A 17,947-nucleotide genomic window follows, 5' to 3' on the forward strand; every position below is an offset into this window, starting at 1 on the left:
TAAGGGCAAATCTTACCAAAGCCATCTAGGGATTACTGCTGCGAGCTTAGCCAAAACTAGCGTATTTAACCTTCGTTCAGCTAAGGTTCAGACTTAAATGGATAATAACACCATAAAAATTAACACGTTCACAACATAGAGTTTTGTACCAACCAGTCTTGTGCTTCAACATCACCCATCAACAAAATTAAGGTCGGTTTTAAATATTGTCCTAAAGCGGCTTTTCTCCAAAAAAGATAGCGAGGCAGCGGTTGTAGCACACTTGCCCCAAAAGTACGTTGCAACAAACTCGAATATTCTCCCAATAGTCTTGGATCAAGCTGTTCAGCTCTTGGGTAAAAATCCATCACAAAATCGGCGTAAACAGTAAAATTAGCCATTTGCCTCGCATTATAACGATGAAACACTTGTATCATCATAGGGGCACTCCAATGCGACAAATGCGCCTGATTTGTTAACGCATCAAGATTGCGTCTATGATATTGCTGCCATGCGAGGGTAAAATCACCTTGCTGACGCGCAATACGCCACATTAAGTAGATATCGGCAAGCCATTCATGCTGATATGCACTCAATTGAGTGGGTAAAACAGTACCTTGCAGAGCACGGTTTTCTAGGTGACCGAGCTCATGCCACAGAGTTAATTGTGTTTGTTGATGCAAAGGTAATTGGTAGGTCACGCTATCGATACTGGCTAACTGAACCGCTGGTGTTTGCTGCTCGTTAACTAAAACTAGCCCTGCTATTTTGCTATCGTCAACCGGCATCACCATCGCACTTCTTTGCCCTAAAGCCTGCGTAAATTGCTGCTGCGTTAGGGGGAGCTGCAACAGCACTTGCTGAGGCAATAATGTCAAGCAAGTGCCAAGCTCGGGTAAAGGGCAAATTAACGCCTGCTTATCGGCGATAGGAGCCCAAGACAAACTCGCTGCAAAGACTAGAGCAATCAGACTCACTGATTAGCCATGATATTTTGGATAATTGCTGTCGTTGAAATACCATCTTCAAAACCCAGCACCTGCACTTGCCCCCCAGCGGCAATCACTTCAGCGCCACCCGCAATATCTTCAAGCTTATAATCGCCCCCTTTAACCAGCAGGTTTGGCAATAATCGAGCAATAATGCGCTGCGGCGTATCTTCACTAAAAGGTACGACCCAATCGACCGAAGCTAAACCGGCTAACACAGCCATACGGCGATCAATTTGATTAACAGGACGACCTTCTCCCTTAAGGCGCTTAACCGAAGCATCATCGTTTACTGCCACAATTAAGCGATCGCCCAAGGCTTTGGCTTGCTTGAGATAACTCACATGTCCCGCATGTAAAATATCAAAGCAACCGTTGGTCATGACCACACGCTCACCGCGTAATTTAGCTTGCTCAAGGGCGTAAGCCAGTTGATCTTCACTCACTACGCCAAAACCCGATTCACCTTGGTGCACAGCTAGCGCACTAATTAGTTCAATGCGGCTCACAGTCGAAGTGCCCAGTTTACCCACGACCACACCTGCCGCCGTATTTGCGATAGCGCAGGCTTGCGGTAAATCAGCACCTGCGGCCAATGAAGTTGCCAGCGCTGAAATCACTGTATCGCCCGCGCCAGTCACATCATAGACTTCACGGGCAACGGTGGGGATATGTAATTCAGGCGAATTGGCGGTGACTAAGGTCATACCCTTTTCTGAGCGGGTAACTAAAATGGCATCAAAGTTATGGAGTTTGAGTAAACCACGGGCTTTTTCGAGCAAATCGGCCTCTGAGGTCACAGTGCCCACAACGGCTTCAAACTCGCTCATATTCGGGGTAATCAAGGATGCACCATGATAACGGCCAAAATCACTGCCCTTAGGGTCAACTAAGACCATCACTCCTTTAGCGCGTGCTAAGGCAATAAAATCCCGCGGCTCATTGATAGCACCCTTAGCATAATCAGACAGCACCACCACATCGACAGCATCGAGTAAGGCTTCAGATTGCTTAAGCAAACGCACACTATCGGCCTTATCGAAGGCTTCTTCAAAATCCAGACGGATTAACTGCTGATTGCGTGATAATACCCGCAGCTTAGTAATGGTGGGCTTATCGGCAATGGTTAACCACTGAGGTTCAACCCCTAAGGTTTGCACGCCGAGCGTTAAGGCTGTGGCAGTATCGTCTTGACCGACGAGCCCAGCAAGTTGTACTTGCCCCCCTAAGGTTGCAATATTGAGCGCCACGTTTGCTGCACCACCGGGTCTGTCTTCGACCTGATTAATCTTCACCACAGGCACAGGGGCTTCAGGGGAAATTCGTGCAGTAGGACCAACCCAATAGCGGTCTAACATCACATCGCCGACGACTAACACTCTGGCTTTTTCAAATGCTGGCAGTGAAACCTTCATAGTGGCCTTATCTTCATATGCAGAAATTAAACCGTGATTGTACCTAATTTCAGTAGGATTTGAGTTAGAATGAGCAGTAATTTTCAAAAGTAGTGAGTATTTTGTGGTCGAGAAAGCCGAGTTTTCATCTTCGTTATATCATCCTAAACATTGGCCTATGTGGTTTGGCGTATTTTTGATGCGTTTAACTCAACTACTTCCGCTATCTTGGCAGATGAAATTGGGTAAAGGTTTAGGCCGTTTAGTGATGAAGTTTGCGGGTAGCCGCACGCACACTGCGCGCCGTAACTTGACTCTTTGCTTCCCCGAGATGACCCCCGCGCAGCGAGAAGAGTTGCTGCTACGTAACTTTGAAGAAACCGGCAAAGCTATTTTCGATACCATCAATGCTTGGTGGTGGTCCGACGAAAAAGTACAACAGCATATGAGCATTACCGGTCAAGAACACGTGCAAGACACACTCAATGCCGGTCACGGTGTGATTCTTTTTGCTGTTCATTGTTTACCATTGGAAATGGGTGCGCGTATCTTTGGTCAATTTCAACCCGGCGTAGGGGTTTATCGCCCGCACAATAATCCAGTGATGGAATACCTACAAGTTCAAGGTCGTCTACGCTCGAATAAAGGCTTAGTCTCTAAACGCGACTTACGCCAAATGGTGCGCTGCCTACGTAATCCCGATGTAATTTGGTACACGGCCGATCAGGACTTTGGCCGCTCCAGCGCCGTATTTATCCCGTTTTATGCCATGCCAGATGCAGCAACGATTACGGGCGCCACCACCTTAGCCAAACTTGGTAAAGCCAAAGTATTACCTTTTTTCGTTGAACGTACCGCAGGTGATGAAGGGTATCGTATTGAAGTCATGCCACCGTTAGATAATTTCCCCGGTGAAAATGAGCTAGATGATGCAATTCGCGGTAATAAAATTATCGAAACCATCATTGATAAAAATCGCGCCCAATATATGTGGTTACATCGCCGCTTTAAGACTCGCCCCGATCCCACAGATAAGTCTGTGTATCAGTAGCGCTATCCGTTTTAATATAAGTCCGTTTTTAACATAAAAATGCCAGCAAATAAGCTGGCATTTTTATAGAGGCATTAACCGTAAAATGAATCCAAAGTATTTAGGATGCAATCTCCGTGGGCAAACGGATACCTACGTTTGTCACTTTACCTTCATTAAGCCCCGCCACGACCCAATGTAATGACTGCCACTGGAACTTATCCCCCAGTACAGGATTCGCGCTCAGTTGCGATGTGACTAAGTCTGCGATAGTCATATCGTCAGCCACATTATCTAAGCTAAGGCCATAAATAGGCGCTAAATCGGCTAGTTTTACATCGGTTTCAATAAAGAAGTCACCGAAGAAACGCTGTACGTCTTTTGTCTCTGGCGCTTGGCTAAAGAGCTGGCTTAATGCTTCTAAACTGCGTTCCTGCCCCAATACACAAAGTATGTCACCGGCTTCTAAACAAGTACTACCAGAAGGATGCAGTAAAGTGTTGTCTCTAAATACTGCCGCAATCCGCGTTCCATCAGGCATAGCCAAGCGTTTTAAAGGCTCACCAATACACCACTTACTATCACTCAAACGATACACAAACACTTCCCATTCGCTGCTCGGGTATATCTCAACCCCTGAACGCGAAACAGGTAAAGGCTTTGGGGGCAGTTCCACCTTTGCTAAGCGCGCGGCAAAAGTCAAAGAGGCACCTTGGACGAGTAATGACACTAACACCACGAAGAAAGCCAAATTAAAATACAGTTGAGCGCCCGGTAAACCCGCCATCATAGGGAATACCGCTAGGATGATAGGTACCGCACCGCGTAATCCGACCCAAGAAATAAACCAGCGATCACGGCTGCTAAAACTTTTAAAGGGCAACAAGCTCACCCAAACTGCGATGGGACGAGCAAATAAAATCATCCCGAATGCCAAGGCAAAACCAGGGATCATAATATCGACTAAATCGGAGGGAGTAAGTAATAACCCTAACACAAGGAACATGCCGATTTGGCTGATCCATGTCATGCCGTCGAGCACGTTCAAAATAGCATGCCGCCCACGGGTGGGTTTATTACCGAGCAACAATCCCACTAAGTAAATGGATAAAATACCGCTGCCACCGAGTTTGTTAGACGCGGCGTAAATGATGAGTCCACCACTCAACACCAAAATGGCATACAAGCCATCGGCTAATTTGCTCAAATTAACCAGCTTCCACAACAGCCAGCCACCACCAAGACCAAAGCATATGCCTAAGCCAAATTGTTTAACAAAGCTCATAAACATAAAACTGAAGGAAAGCTCAGTATCCACATTGGCAAGAATCGCAATCAAAGTGACGGTTAAAAACACCGCCATAGGATCGTTACTGCCGGACTCGATTTCTAAGGTTGCGCCAACGCGTTCGTTAAGGCTGCGGCCTTTGAGCAAAGAAAATACTGCTGCAGCATCGGTTGAGCCTACAATCGCGCCAACCAGCAAACCTTGCAACCAATGCAAATCAAACAACCATGCGGCCATCATGCCAGTAATACTGGTAGTAATTGCCACCCCAAAAGTTGCCAACGATAATGCCGGCCACAACGCGACCCTAAAACTGGCAACTCGGGTACGCATACCCCCGTCGAGTAAGATAACGGCTAAGGCTAAGTTACTGACTAAATAGGCCGTCGAATAGTCATCAAATAGGATCCCACCAGGCCCATCTTCACCCGCTAAAATACCCACAGCGAGGAAAATCAATAAAATAGGAATACCCAAGCGGGACGACATAGGACTAACTAAAATACTTACCGCAGTAAGTAAGGCGCCGATCAGAAAAAAACTATTGACGGAATCTGCATCCACAAACGCCTCCTTAATACAGGTTATTGAGTTAAACGATAAAGGTTCACCGAGGTTAAAAATGATACTAATTACAATTTTATGATTTTATATTAGCATAATTATTATGAATTAATGGAGCATTAAATATTAAAATTCAATCATCTACGCTGACAATACAAAAATACAACTTTTAGATAACATTGAAACAAATGCTAAAGTTAAACCTAAAAAGCACCAGAATACAGCCACATAATTTATCAAATTTAAAATAAATAAATATCAATATGTTAAAAAAAACAATTCGACATAAACTAAAATTATTAACCCGTAATCAAGCTACAAACCTGTATAAACTCACACTTTTGTTAGCAATTTTGTCTCGAATGAAACTTGAAGCCATAAAATGGTGAATATTTGAACATCGATTTTAAGGGTGGCCTCGTCATCCTCCGCCATACTCGGGTAATCTCAGTTGTTAACGCTCAAGAATTATCATCAACTGGATGAAAAATGTGAGGACAAAGCTGTTATGGATAAAGGTAAAAAAACACACATAAAGCAATAAATACGCTTTATAGAACAGATTTCAGTTGAAATAATGGCCGAAATAAGGAAGGATGCGAGCTTCGCGCGCCAGTGCATTTTGCTCGTCAATTTGCCATTCTCGTTTTATGAGAGAAAGCGGCGTTAAACACGCTTTTTTATTAACAGGAATCGTAGTCTCCGCTTATGAGTATGCTTCGCACCACAGCTTTATTATTGACTTTGGTTTTCCCTAGTCTGTCCGCTTTAGCAACGGAATATCCTTTACCAGCCGCCCAAAGCAGGTTAATTGGCGAGAACCAGTATTATACGGTTCCAGAGGGTAAACATACCCTCGAAGATATTGCAGCCAAATACCAGCTTGGTCTTAGTAACTTACTGGAAGCTAACCCAGGCGTAGATCCTTTTCTACCAAAGCCAGGTAGCAAACTACTTATCCCATTACAATTGATTCTGCCTAATGCTCCCCATGAAGGTATCGTCATTAACGTTGCTGAAATGCGCCTTTACTATTACCCCAAGGGTAAAAAAACCGTTGAAGTGTTACCTATTGGTATTGGCCAAATCGGTAAAGATACTCCTGAAAACTGGGTGACAACGGTGCAACGTAAGCGGGCAAATCCAACATGGACCCCTACGCCACGCATTCGTAAAGAATATGCCGCTAAGGGTGAAATCCTGCCTGCGGTATGGCCAGCGGGCCCAGACAACCCTATGGGTCTGTATGCGCTGTATATCGGCAACTTATATGCGATTCATGGCACCAACGCCAGTTTCGGTATCGGTTTACGTGTCAGCCAAGGTTGTGTGCGTTTACGCCATGAAGATATCGAGCATTTGTTCAAGACGGTCCCTGTGGGCACCCGCGTACAATTTGTAAACCAACCGATTAAAGCAACCGAAGAGCCAGACGGTAAGCGCTACTTAGCCGTGCATCAACCACTGTCTCGCACGATAGCTGAGTTTGAATCGAATGATCCCGTTGCGATTTCATTACCCAAAGAGATCGCCAAGTTTATTGCTAAAGCGGACACTGATTCTTCTGTGATCAAGAAGCTGCTCGATGAACGTACCGGTGTACCATTGGTCATTAATCAATAATTTGCTGGCAAATATCATCTAAAAAAATACCCGCTATCTGCGTAATGCCGATCAGTTAAGACAGATCGCTTGACGATCTTGCTGAAAAAATCAAAATCCGATGACCTCATGTCATCGGATTTTTTATGCAACTTTCAGAAGCACTCGCGCGCACTCATATTACTCGCCTAACTGAATTCACCTGCTTAGCTGATGTGTTAGAACCTGAGTTAATTCAATCCTGTTTGGACTCTCAGGGCGTTGCCACACTCAGACGGCGTAAATTACCCATGGATGCGATGATTTGGGCGGTGATCGGAATGGCCTTGTTCCTAGGAGAGTCTGTTCGGTCACTCATCAACAAACTCGACATTGTTCTGCCGCAAGAGATTGATTATGTTACTCGCAGCGCCGTAACTCAGGTGCGTAAACGATTGGGCAGTGAGGTGGTTCGAGAGGTATTTAGCCGCAGCGCCAATACCTGGCATGCGAGAGCTGAGCACCCGCATTGGTGCGGTCTTAACTTGTATGGCGTCGACGGTGTCGTGTGGCAGACACCCGATAGTGTCCAAAATCAAGCTGCCTTTGCGCGCGCCGCAAACGCTTCAGGCGAAGCGGCTTATCCGCAAATTCGCATGATTTGCTTGATGGCGTTAAGCAGCCATTTGTTGGTCAACAGTGTCTTTGATTCGGTTGCCGAAAATGAAATGAACTTAGCATCTGGGCTCATTCCTAGCATTCCCAATCACAGTCTAACCCTCTTTGACCGAGGATTTTACTCGCTCGGCCTTCTGCACGCTTGGCAGCAAGCGCAACCTGATAGCCACTGGTTGTTGCCGCTGAAGAAAGGCACTCAATATGAGGTGATTCGAACGTTGGGTCAGCATGACCAGCTGGTGAGGCTCACCACCACGCCTCAAGCCAGAAAGAAATGGCCGCTGCTCCCAGATACGCTTGAAGTCCGCTTACTCACTAAGACAGTGAAAGGTAAGTTAATCTCCATTTTAACCTCGTTGACTGACCCGATGCGTTACCCCAGCGAAGACATTGTCGACTTGTATGCTCATCGATGGGAAATCGAACTGGGCTACAGAGAGATGAAACAGCACCTGTTGGAGAGTCGTTTTACGCTGCGCAGTCAAGTGCCAGAACTCGTGACTCAAGAGCTGTGGGGCGTGTTGCTGGCCTATAATCTTATCCGATACAAGATGTTACTGATGACCAAAAGCTTGCCATCGGTCCATCCCAATCAACTGAGTTTTCGGGATGCTGCGAGTCATATCATCTTCAAGCTGACACAACTGCCATCACAAACGCAGGGTAATGTCCCCAGATGTATTGGATATAGAACGTAATGCACAGCAATTTAAGTTGGATGGTAAACGGGAAAGGGCTTATCCAAGAGTGCTTAAAATGAGCAAAAACAAGTATCCAATTAGACCAAATAAAAATGCCGTTCACTCTTAAGTGAACGGCATTATCCAATGGCGGTTTTTTATGTAATAACTGACGACTTGAGGTTAATACGTTTTGGTTCTCTATGCCTTAGCGCTCTTCTCCGCTGCCGTTTCAAGGGCAATATTCTGCTCGGCTAGTACGGCACTTTGCTCCATGTCGGCATTATAATGCGCCATATCAAGCTCATCCTCAGACTTTGCAATCACAGTCGTTGCCACTAAGTCACCCGATACGTTCACCACAGTACGCACCATATCCAAAATACGGTCAATCCCTGCAATTAATGCCACGCCTTCTAATGGGAGTCCTACGGTTGTCAGCACTAACGTCAGCATCACCAAACCTGCACCGGGTACTCCAGCAGTACCAATAGAAGCCAATGTTGCCGTTAAAATAATGGTGAGATAATCCACTAAAGTAAGGTCTATACTAAACGCCTGCGCCACAAACAGCACAGTTACCCCTTGGTATAACGCCGTACCATCCATATTGATAGTGGTGCCCAGCGGTAACACAAAGCTAGAAATCTTTTTATGGACACCTAGGTTTTCACTCGCGCATTTCATGCTCGCAGGTAACGTGCCGGCAGAGCTAGACGTAGTAAATGCCACTACCATGGCATTACCAATCCCTTTAAAAAACTGCAATGGGTTTAACTTCGCAACCCCGCGCAGTACAAGACTATAGAAACCAAGTACATGGATAATACAGCCGATATATACAGCAATAATAACTTTGATTAGTGGCCAAAGCATATCAATACCATACTCACCCGCCACCCAAGCCATTAGCCCGAATACACCATAGGGCGCGAGCTTCATCACCATGTCAGCCAGCTTATACATGGCCTCAGCAAGGCTTTCGAACACTTTTATTGCCGGTTTACCGTGCTCACCCGTCAGCACTAAGGCGATACCTAAAGCGATAGCAAACACTATAACCTGCAAAATTTGGCCATTTGCCAAGGCAGCAATCGGGTTTGTCGGCACTATGTCTACTAAGGTATCAATTAAAGACGGCACCTCTTTAGCGGTTTGAGTCGCACCTTTTACCAGCGTTAAACCTAAGCCTGCGCCAGGTTGAAGAATATAACCGACAACGAGGCCGATACTTATCGCAACCGCTGTGGTGGAGAGATAAAACACAAAGGATTTAAAGCCAATTCGGCCCATCTTGCCCGTATCTTGCATCGAAGTGACGCCCACTATCAGCGAGCAAAACACCAGTGGCACAATCAGCATCTTAATAGCATTAACAAACAAGGTACCCAGCGGCTTCAGGCAAGTTGCTTGCTCACCAAAAATGATACCAACCAAAATACCCAACACCATACCAATAACAATTTGTAGCCACAGCGGCACTGACATCCAGCGAGACCAAACATAGCCTAATGCTGACAACTTGGGTTTTGTCATATTAATAACCTTGAACTTGAAACAATGGTAAGGCAAAGACCAGAACTAACGTGCTAGCTTCTCAGTCTAAATGAGGCAATCGCCGAGTCTAGCAGAGGGGTTTAAATCTAAGAATGATCTGGGTCACGTTGAGCTAAACTGTCTAAAAATCAATAACATTAACAAAAAGCACGTTTATAATCCTGCCTCCCAATTCTGCCATTTTTACAACTTACGCCTCAAAATATGCGGTGCTATTGTTGGTGTATTCGCATTGCCTTAGCGGAAAAGTCATCACCAATGCCATCATTGAATGCCTTAATTTAGAGAACCTTCACCCGAGACAAGCCTGCAAAATAAGAATTTAGCCGCACTCAATATTCTATCAACAAGCAAGTTTGCGGCTAAACCTGCCACTGGCAAACTCGTTATCACCCAATATTCCATGTTAAAGTGAACCACTAAATAGTTGTTCATTAAACAAAAGCACTATTGCCAAATAACCGCCTAGGAGTTGTCGTATGTTGATCCGTAAAGCTAAGGCTCAAGACATAACCGCCTTAGTACAATTTAATCAAGCCATGGCACAAGAAACTGAAGGCTTAGCCTTAGATGAAGCCATACTTACACGAGGCGTGGGCACACTACTGGAAAGTCCACAAAAAGGGTTTTATCTCGTCGCAGAAATCACGGGTGAAATCGTAGGCTCACTGATGGTGACATTTGAATGGAGCGATTGGCGTGCTAAGGATTATTACTGGATCCAAAGTGTGTATATTCGTCCGCAAAATCGTCGCCAAGGTATCTATGGCAAACTCTATAACGAAGTTAAACAACTGGCCGAAACTAATGGCGGCGCGGCAAGCTTTCGTTTATATGTCGAACAAGAAAACCTTGCAGCCCAGCAGACCTACCAAGCCTTAGGGATGAAGCAGAGTTACTACTTAATGTTTGAAGAAAAATAAGTGCTTTAAAATATTCACAAAATTAAAAAGGTCGAGCCAGTGGCTCGACCTTTTTTACAGATGGCGCAACAGCTTAATGCCGCGCGCCGACTAACATTCAAACCTAGCTAAAGAAGCCAAATACAATTGCTGTCATTGCCAGTAAGCCCGCAATAACGACAAAGATATTACTAATACGGCCGCGATATGCTTTTAATGCTGGCACTTTATACACAGCATACATAGGCATTATGTACAGAATTGCAGCGATAATTGGACCACCTAAAGCTTCAATCATACCTAAGATGCTTGGGTTAATCACAGCCACAGCCCAGATAGTGAGGAACATAAAGCCTAAGATAAACTTGTCGATCTTCACATCAGAAACCGATTTACCACTTGAGCGTAACTGCTTAACAATCACACCTTTCATGCCTTCTGTCGCGCCCATGTAATGGCCGAAGAAAGAAGACACAATCGCGATAAAGGCAATAAACGGACCAAAGTAGCTTACAAAACCACTTGAATGTACGTTAGCTAAATAAGATAAAATCGGTAGATTCTGTGCTTTAGCTTCAGCTAACTGAGCTGGCGATAACGACAACACACAAGAGAACACAAACAACATCACAAAGCCCACTAACATAATCGAAGTGTTACGTAAAATCACATCGGCTTTGCGGGAAGCATTCACGCCATGGTCGCGTTTTAATGATACTGAAAACTGTGAAATTGCAGGCGAATGGTTAAAAGCGAACACTAATACAGGGATAGTCAACCAAACCGTTCCTAAAAATGCACCCACTTCAGGTACAACTTGTAAGGCATCCATTTTCCATTCAGGTATTAAATAAAGAGACATGAAAGCTAAAATACCCACCAGCGGATACACTAAAAGTTGAGTCACTTTCAGCATAAATTTCTCACCAGCAACCATTACAGCCATCATACCAAGGATCAACAACCCTGATAAAATGAAGCGTGGTGGTGATGCCATACCTAACTGGTTAACGATAAAGCTATCAACAGTATTGGTAATACCTACACCGTAAATAAGTACAATCGGGTAAATGGCAAAGAAATACAAAACAGTAATGGCCTTGCCTGCACCAATACCAAAATGCTCTTCCACCACTTGAGTGATATCACTACCAGGAATACTTGATGAACACACAAAACGAGATAGACCACGGTGAGCAAGATAAGTCATAGGGCCAATAATTATGGCCATCAGTACCAGCGGCCAAAAACCGCCCATGCCTGCGTTAATCGGTAAAAATAAAATTCCAGCACCCACTGCGGTGCCAAACAAGCTCAACATCCAAGTCGTATCTTGGCGTGTCCAAGGTAAGTGTTTTGCGGTGTTATTTTCTTGCGTGCTTTGAGGTGTTCCAAGAACACTGGTCGCATCTTTTTGCATATAGAAGTTACCTTACATGTGACTAAACATAATAAATTCGCGCTAAGGATAACCAAAAAATGTCTATAAAAGTTGATCTGACACCGCTTAATGTAAGGGAATTTCATAATAAACTGATATTGGGATCTAGATCGCTGATTCAATGTAATAAAGCCCCAATTTAGCATCAAAAAATAAACACTAAAATCGCATTAAATTACAAATTTTTCACTAAAAACTCAATGACGTGACATTAGGTGTGTGTTGATAAAAACAGCTAAGCGGGCTTTGATCGCAAAAAACATCAAAATGTGATGCACCACCACAGCCATGCGCGGAATGGTGATCTAGATCGCCATTGGTAATGTTAAATTTTTACAAATAACTATCAGTTTTCACCCTGTATAAAAAAACGGCTCAGCGCGAATTATGTTTCGCAGTGAGCCGTTAATGATAAACAAACGGTGAGCAATTAAATCTATCGGATTTAAGGTTTCTGTAAACTCAGCTCCGTTGTTGATAGCACTGCTGGGGTGATATCCGCCTCTTTAAACAACAGCGGCCGGAAAGTTTTCTCACTCGAGTACAACAGACTTTGATCGGCAAAAGCAGGTGTTAAGATATTACTCGACTCAGAGTAGGTTAATATTCCCCGCGCTACTGGGCCCTCATCGGTAAAGTGCACCGCCATCATCCAACTCGAACCATAACGGATTTGGTACCCCTTCGCGGTTAAACCTGAACTCATGGCTTTACCCGTGACGACGTCCATAACAGGTGCGTACTTGTGCTGCGGGATCAAAGTGTCATCGCCCGACAAACTGGTCGAGAACACGTTAAAGCCACCTTCAGTATTATGGCTACCCGGCCAAGGCAAACGCGAGCCGCTTGGCGTACCATCGGGCAGCGATTTTTCCACAAACTGCACATCACCCAATGGTGCATCTAAGGCAAAACCAGCCGCCTCAAGATTAAGCGCGCCATGGGCTAAGGCCACTAACGCACTACCATCAGTAGTCAACTTCTTAGGAGTCGTCGCTGCATTGGCAGGATCAAACCCTTGGGTCAGCATCGTCGTTTGGCTGAATTGGTGGGCAAACTCACGCACTAAGGCGCCACCTTTACTGTCGTTATCTTGCTTACCATTCCATGCTTTTAACGCTGCACAAGCCGAAGTGACATCTTTTGATAAACTCGCTGACACCACCACAGGCGTGCTGCCTTGGGCATCACACTGGGCAATCAACTCTGGCAGCACTAGCTCAGCTAAATAACTGCGATTAGATAACACTGCCGCTTCGAGTTCTTCCAAGCTAAACTTGCCATCGGCACCTGCAGCGTCCTGCATTAAGCTAAGACCCATACGTGTACGCAGTGATAACTGCCCCGCTTCTACACCATACATGGGCGAGAAATAAGTGAGGGGTTCATTTAAGTTTGTCGACCAGAATGAATCATTAGAGTTTTGCACAAAGTCAGTGCGCTCAAGTTTGGGGGCACGCTCATAGGGCGTTGGGCCATCAAAACTGAACAGCGAGGTGTTACCGGGTAAAATCGTAAACCCAGCTTTCGCCTTTGCCGCCTTAATGTCTGGCGAGGTTTTGAGTAACACTACCGCCGCTTCTGATAATCCCGGCACGGTAGAATCGTCAATATAGAAGGCATTACCCTCTTTATCGGCGTACATAGTGTTATTAAAAATAACCCCGTCGTAATCTTTAAAGGCTTGTTGAAACTCTTCTTTATTGGTCGCCATATCCATTGCTAGCCAATGGTCGACAGGATCCATATTGCCCATATTGGCATCTTGGAGCATAAAGGCGCCGCCATCATCCCAACCAAATGGCGCTAACGCAGCGGGTGCTTCAACCATAGGGCCTTTGGCTGTGGTATAAATATCCTTCTCAGCCACCAGCATGCCCGCAGGGCCGCCATTGACTAAAATCGATACCGTCTCTTTGGTGATCGGCATCGGCTTACCATCAAACAGATATTGCATCCGATCGCCCGAGACTAACTCAAGGTTATACATCACAAAATGTTCGGCAGTTGAAAAGGTATGCGTCCAAGCTAAGTCTTTATTAAAGCCGATATTAATCGGTCCAGGCATACCGACTAGCGAGCCACCCATCATGTCCAAATGCCCAGGAATCGTGATATGAGACTGCCAAAAACGCAGGTTGCCCGTATGCGGAAAATGCGGATTACCCAGCACCATACCTTTACCATTTTCAGTTTTATCCTTACCTAAACCCCAACCGTTGGAGCCTAACTCACCTGGATTGGTCTCTGGCGTAGTAATACGAGCCACGCGGGCAATCAACTTAGATTGCATATCGGCAACAAATGCCGTTTGATCTTGGCTTGGCGCTGGCCCAACAATACGCGGCATATATTCCTGCGCATCCCCTGGGTTAGCGTAGAAGATCAAATCTAGAAAATTAGCCGCGCCCGGTAATAACGCGATAGAAAACAGATAGGTGACCACATCCTCTGGTGCTATGGCTTTCACCCAAGGCTGACCACCACAAAAAGGTTCAGCCGTTTGTTTGCCCGTTTCGACATCAGCAAGATATTGGTTATAACCAGAGGTAAAACCTTGGATTAATGCCCGAGAGTTTTCACTAAAACTAGGCCATTTTTCTTCGGCTTGTGCCCTGATTTTTAATGCTTTATAGGCAAAGTCTGAAATCAAGTTGCCGTTATCTTCAGCCGTGGGTAGGCCGGTCGTAAAATCAATTGACGCATGGGGGCCAAAATACATAGAGCGCTGCGAGTTAGCTTTAATAAAGCCATCGGCTAACACACATAAATTATCTTGCGCTTGTGCATAACCGCTACCAAAACCTAGGCTTTCTAAGTTATCGGCTTGGATATGCGGCACGCCGTAGGTGGTACGGCGAATACTGGCTTTAAGTAAACCATTAGGCGCAAAGGTTTGTAATTGGGTTTCAGGTTCAGTAGGCGTAGGGCTATCGTCGCTATCGTTACAACCTGCGAGTATGACACCGCAAGCCATTCCCATTGCGATCATGAGTTTGTTGAATTTCATTATTATTATCTCTTGGTTTTGATTCCTTCAATGACATTGCCTTACTGCCTGTCCAGACGAATAACTGAAGGAGCAATAGTTGCATGTCGCTTCCTAGTGCCTAAGCTGGCTATTTTGCCTCCCCTACTGTTGGCTTTTTTACTGAGCTTCACCAAAGACTGTGGCAAAATAGAAAACCCAAACGCTTAGACACCTCAGACCATTTAAGCAATGATTCAAACGAGCGTCCACATTAATAACCAAAATAAGCAACATATATGAAACAAAATGTGCAGCGAAAAATAATTAACATAAAAGTGGGCTCTAAAAACCCAGTTAAAATCAATGCCGCAACGACGGCGATGGCGCAACTGTTCCCCGATAGCATTATCGAAGTAAAGGGTATGGATGCGCCTTCAGGTGTAGCAGCTCAACCGATGACGGATAGTGAAACTCGCCAAGGCGCGATTAATCGGGTTCACTATTGTCAACAACAAGACACGCAAGACACCAAGGGTGATTACTACTTTGCCATGGAAGGTGGCGTTGATAACTTTGACTTTGGTCCAGCCACATTCGCCTACATTGCTATTGGTCATAAAGACCAACTCGCCATTGGCCGTAGCGCAATTTTGCCACTGCCAATGCAAGTTTATCGCGCATTAGAAGCAGGCGAAGAACTCGGGCATGTGATGGATAGGTTGTTTAACACCATCAATATCAAGCAAAAAGGTGGCGCTATTGGTTTACTAACCCACGGGCATGCAACCCGTGAAAGCAATTATACCCAAGCGATAATTCTCGCCATGGCGCCACTGCTAAATCCCGATATTTACGCACAAACTTGTTAGTCACATGTTGCAAGCGCCGTTGAAGCCCGCTAACTTAGTTGTGACCTACAACCAAACCTATTCGACTATGGCTAAAACAGACGCAGTATCGACTCAAGACTCAGCAATAATGGCGGCTCAAGCTAAGCCAACGCCTCAAACTAGGCAAACGGCTGAGCCAGACTCATCCATAGAGCTCAGGCACTTATCTCGCTATCTGGTGAGAAATTTAGGCATGCTCAACGCCGCCTTTGGAGACTTGCCCCTCTCGCCCGTGCAAGCACATACTTTATTTGAGCTAGGTAAGCAGCCATTAACCATCAAAGAGCTGGCCTGCAAACTCAGCATCGATAAGTCCAATGCCAGTCGTGCTATTAAACATTTGGTTGATAAAAACCTTGCCCACAGTCAAATTCATCCTCGGGATAACCGCTGCTTAGTGGTGCAACTCACGCCAGCGGGTAAAAAATTACTCGTAAAATTAGATACTCAGCAAAATCAATTATTTCAAGAAATTTTAGCCCAATTGACCCCAGCACAAACCTCACAAATAGAAGAAGCTCTTATGTTATATAACCAAGCCGTACATAACGCCAAGCAGCAAAGTGGTTGTCAGATTCGCCAAGCCACAGCCCAAGATGATGCCGCAATAGCCAAAGTCATCCGCGATGTTTCCGCCGAATACGGCTTAACCGCGGATAAAGGTTATAGCGTGGCCGACCCGACCTTAGATTGCCTCAGCCAGATTTACTCCCAAGCGGGCGCCAACTATTGGATTATTGAGTTAGAAGGCCGCATTTTAGGCGGCGCAGGCATAGCGCCATTAGCCAACAATAATGGCATTTGTGAACTGCAAAAAATGTACTTTATGCCCGAAATTCGCGGTAAAGGGCTCGCAACACGCTTAGCCTTAATGGCACTCGATTTCGCCCGCGAAACGGGTTATCAAAGCTGCTATTTAGAAACCACAGCCGCGTTAAATGAAGCCGTAAAACTCTATGAGAAATTAGGCTTTGTACATTTATCTGCACCACTGGGTAACACAGGCCACGATGCCTGTGAAATGCCGATGCTGCTAGAACTTAATCAATAGAATACGAAGCAGAATTGGAGAAAGGCGTTCAGGAATAAATCGATGCAAGCGTCAAGGGGAACAACAATGACTGCCATTGCTCCCCGACTTGACGCACTTTAGCTTTATTAGAATCACCTTAATAAGCGCGATGATAAAATCTATATCGTTAACCGTTATTAGGGTAACAATGCCAATCCTAACGACCCCTTGTGCGCTAGTATGTTAACTACTTACTTTTTAACATTTATAAATCAATATACTTGCATATTTCTGATGGTTTTTGTATATAAAAAACGATAGAAAAATGATAAATTACAGTTAATACATATAGTTAAAAATAAGGCTAGGTGTTTTTGGAACAACCGATAATAGGTTTTCATCTTGATGCAGAGAATCATTGGGTGGCGAAATTAAGTTGCGGTCACTTTCAGCATGTACGCCACAATCCTCCGTGGTCAGTAAGACCATGGGTAATATCACAAAGCGGAAGGACTGGTATGCTTGGCTTTAAATTGAACTGCAAGAAATGTGATACAGGCTCACCGCCAGACCAAGAATAAGTATGGTTTCGTTTGCCCCTGTAAGCAGCGTCTCACAAACCGCTCAAACGTAAGCAATATAGATCTGCTGTCCTAGAGGCTTTAGCCCCAAAGTTAGTTACGTTCTCAATTGCACTATTTTCATTGCTATTGTTTTTCCAGTGACGCGCCATCTTTTTATTTAATAAGAAGCATCCCCATAGGACCGACGACGGCACTTTGCGGCAAGCTGTCAGCACTTTCACATGTAATCCTGCTTAACCAAACCAATCACTGCCCATTTGTTTTATTGGGTGAGTTAGCATGTCTTAAATACACCAATTTTTTAATGAGTTAGCTCATTTTTATGCCTCAGCTTTAGCCCTTCAATTTTTGATGACTGTAATTTAACCTATTGTAGCTCGTACACGTTGTAGACAAACCAAAAGTGC

The 17,947-nt window shown here is 45.0% G+C and carries 12 protein-coding genes and 1 pseudogene; 7 read left to right on the top strand and 6 right to left on the bottom strand.

The features are described from left to right. Window positions 1-128: 128 nt before the first annotated feature. The gene (locus L2717_RS05935) at window positions 129-956 is read right to left on the bottom strand and encodes a hypothetical protein (RefSeq protein ID WP_220774071.1); all 828 of its coding nucleotides are present in this window, start codon (window positions 954-956) and stop codon (window positions 129-131) included. Then, window positions 953-2,383, bottom strand: a complete 1,431-nt coding sequence (gene hldE / locus L2717_RS05940) for a bifunctional D-glycero-beta-D-manno-heptose-7-phosphate kinase/D-glycero-beta-D-manno-heptose 1-phosphate adenylyltransferase HldE (protein WP_220774072.1) — start codon at window positions 2,381-2,383, stop codon at window positions 953-955. Before hldE ends, L2717_RS05935 begins: the two co-directional genes overlap by 4 nt. Window positions 2,384-2,486: 103 nt before the next feature. On the opposite strand from hldE, the gene L2717_RS05945 reads away from it, so the two are divergent. Then, a complete protein-coding gene (locus L2717_RS05945) occupies window positions 2,487-3,413 on the top strand; it encodes an LpxL/LpxP family Kdo(2)-lipid IV(A) lauroyl/palmitoleoyl acyltransferase (RefSeq protein WP_220774073.1) in 927 nt (308 codons plus the stop codon). A gap of 100 nt (window positions 3,414-3,513) precedes the next feature. Here L2717_RS05945 and L2717_RS05950 read toward each other — a convergent pair whose 3' ends face one another. Then, window positions 3,514-5,244: a potassium/proton antiporter gene (locus L2717_RS05950; RefSeq protein WP_220774075.1), complete on the bottom strand. Its 1,731-nt coding sequence runs from the start codon at window positions 5,242-5,244 to the stop codon at window positions 3,514-3,516. 708 nt (window positions 5,245-5,952) lie between these two features. On the opposite strand from L2717_RS05950, the gene L2717_RS05955 reads away from it, so the two are divergent. Both L2717_RS05955 and L2717_RS05960 read left to right on the top strand, forming a co-directional pair. Further along, window positions 5,953-6,867: a L,D-transpeptidase family protein gene (locus tag L2717_RS05955; RefSeq protein WP_220774930.1), complete on the top strand. Its 915-nt coding sequence runs from the start codon at window positions 5,953-5,955 to the stop codon at window positions 6,865-6,867. 125 nt (window positions 6,868-6,992) lie between these two features. Next, a pseudogene (locus L2717_RS05960) lies at window positions 6,993-8,313 on the top strand (IS4 family transposase). A gap of 71 nt (window positions 8,314-8,384) precedes the next feature. Here the strand turns inward: L2717_RS05960 and L2717_RS05965 are convergent. Beyond that, complete coding sequence (locus L2717_RS05965) at window positions 8,385-9,719, bottom strand: dicarboxylate/amino acid:cation symporter (protein ID WP_220774931.1); 1,335 nt, start codon at window positions 9,717-9,719, stop codon at window positions 8,385-8,387. Window positions 9,720-10,219: 500 nt separating this feature from the next. On the opposite strand from L2717_RS05965, the gene L2717_RS05970 reads away from it, so the two are divergent. Continuing rightward, window positions 10,220-10,663: a GNAT family N-acetyltransferase gene (locus L2717_RS05970; protein WP_248938002.1), complete on the top strand. Its 444-nt coding sequence runs from the start codon at window positions 10,220-10,222 to the stop codon at window positions 10,661-10,663. 103 nt (window positions 10,664-10,766) lie between these two features. Here L2717_RS05970 and L2717_RS05975 read toward each other — a convergent pair whose 3' ends face one another. Next, complete coding sequence (locus L2717_RS05975) at window positions 10,767-12,062, bottom strand: SLC5/6 family protein (protein ID WP_220773834.1); 1,296 nt, start codon at window positions 12,060-12,062, stop codon at window positions 10,767-10,769. A gap of 466 nt (window positions 12,063-12,528) precedes the next feature. Then, window positions 12,529-15,093 (bottom strand): acylase, encoded by a 2,565-nt coding sequence (locus tag L2717_RS05980; protein WP_220773835.1) that lies wholly within the window; start codon window positions 15,091-15,093, stop codon window positions 12,529-12,531. A 269-nt stretch (window positions 15,094-15,362) separates the two neighbouring features. On the opposite strand from L2717_RS05980, the gene yjjX reads away from it, so the two are divergent. The 3 genes from yjjX (at window position 15,363) to L2717_RS05995 (ending at window position 17,537) form a co-directional block, all read left to right on the top strand. Beyond that, window positions 15,363-15,923, top strand: coding sequence for an inosine/xanthosine triphosphatase (gene yjjX, locus L2717_RS05985; RefSeq protein WP_220773847.1), 561 nt, complete (start codon window positions 15,363-15,365; stop codon window positions 15,921-15,923). Between the two features lie 4 nt (window positions 15,924-15,927). Then, window positions 15,928-16,995 carry a bifunctional helix-turn-helix transcriptional regulator/GNAT family N-acetyltransferase gene (locus tag L2717_RS05990; RefSeq protein ID WP_220773836.1) on the top strand — a complete coding sequence of 356 codons (1,068 nt, stop codon included), beginning with the start codon at window positions 15,928-15,930 and terminating at the stop codon, window positions 16,993-16,995. A gap of 335 nt (window positions 16,996-17,330) precedes the next feature. After that, the gene (locus L2717_RS05995; protein ID WP_115405201.1) at window positions 17,331-17,537 is read left to right on the top strand and encodes a DUF3565 domain-containing protein; all 207 of its coding nucleotides are present in this window, start codon (window positions 17,331-17,333) and stop codon (window positions 17,535-17,537) included. Window positions 17,538-17,947: the final 410 nt, after the last annotated feature.

The sequence above is a fragment of the Shewanella glacialipiscicola genome (genome assembly GCF_023283485.1).
Classification (GTDB): Bacteria; Pseudomonadota; Gammaproteobacteria; order Enterobacterales; family Shewanellaceae; genus Shewanella; species Shewanella glacialipiscicola.

Coding starts and splice junctions, on each gene's coding strand:
- L2717_RS05965 (WP_220774931.1), bottom strand. CDS start 9,719: ATGACAAAACCCAAGTTGTCAGCATTAGGCTATGTTTGGTCTCGCTGG.
- L2717_RS05955 (WP_220774930.1), top strand. CDS start 5,953: ATGAGTATGCTTCGCACCACAGCTTTATTATTGACTTTGGTTTTCCCT.
- L2717_RS05970 (WP_248938002.1), top strand. CDS start 10,220: ATGTTGATCCGTAAAGCTAAGGCTCAAGACATAACCGCCTTAGTACAA.
- L2717_RS05990 (WP_220773836.1), top strand. CDS start 15,928: ATGTTGCAAGCGCCGTTGAAGCCCGCTAACTTAGTTGTGACCTACAAC.
- L2717_RS05975 (WP_220773834.1), bottom strand. CDS start 12,062: ATGCAAAAAGATGCGACCAGTGTTCTTGGAACACCTCAAAGCACGCAA.
- L2717_RS05980 (WP_220773835.1), bottom strand. CDS start 15,093: ATGAAATTCAACAAACTCATGATCGCAATGGGAATGGCTTGCGGTGTC.
- hldE (WP_220774072.1), bottom strand. CDS start 2,383: ATGAAGGTTTCACTGCCAGCATTTGAAAAAGCCAGAGTGTTAGTCGTC.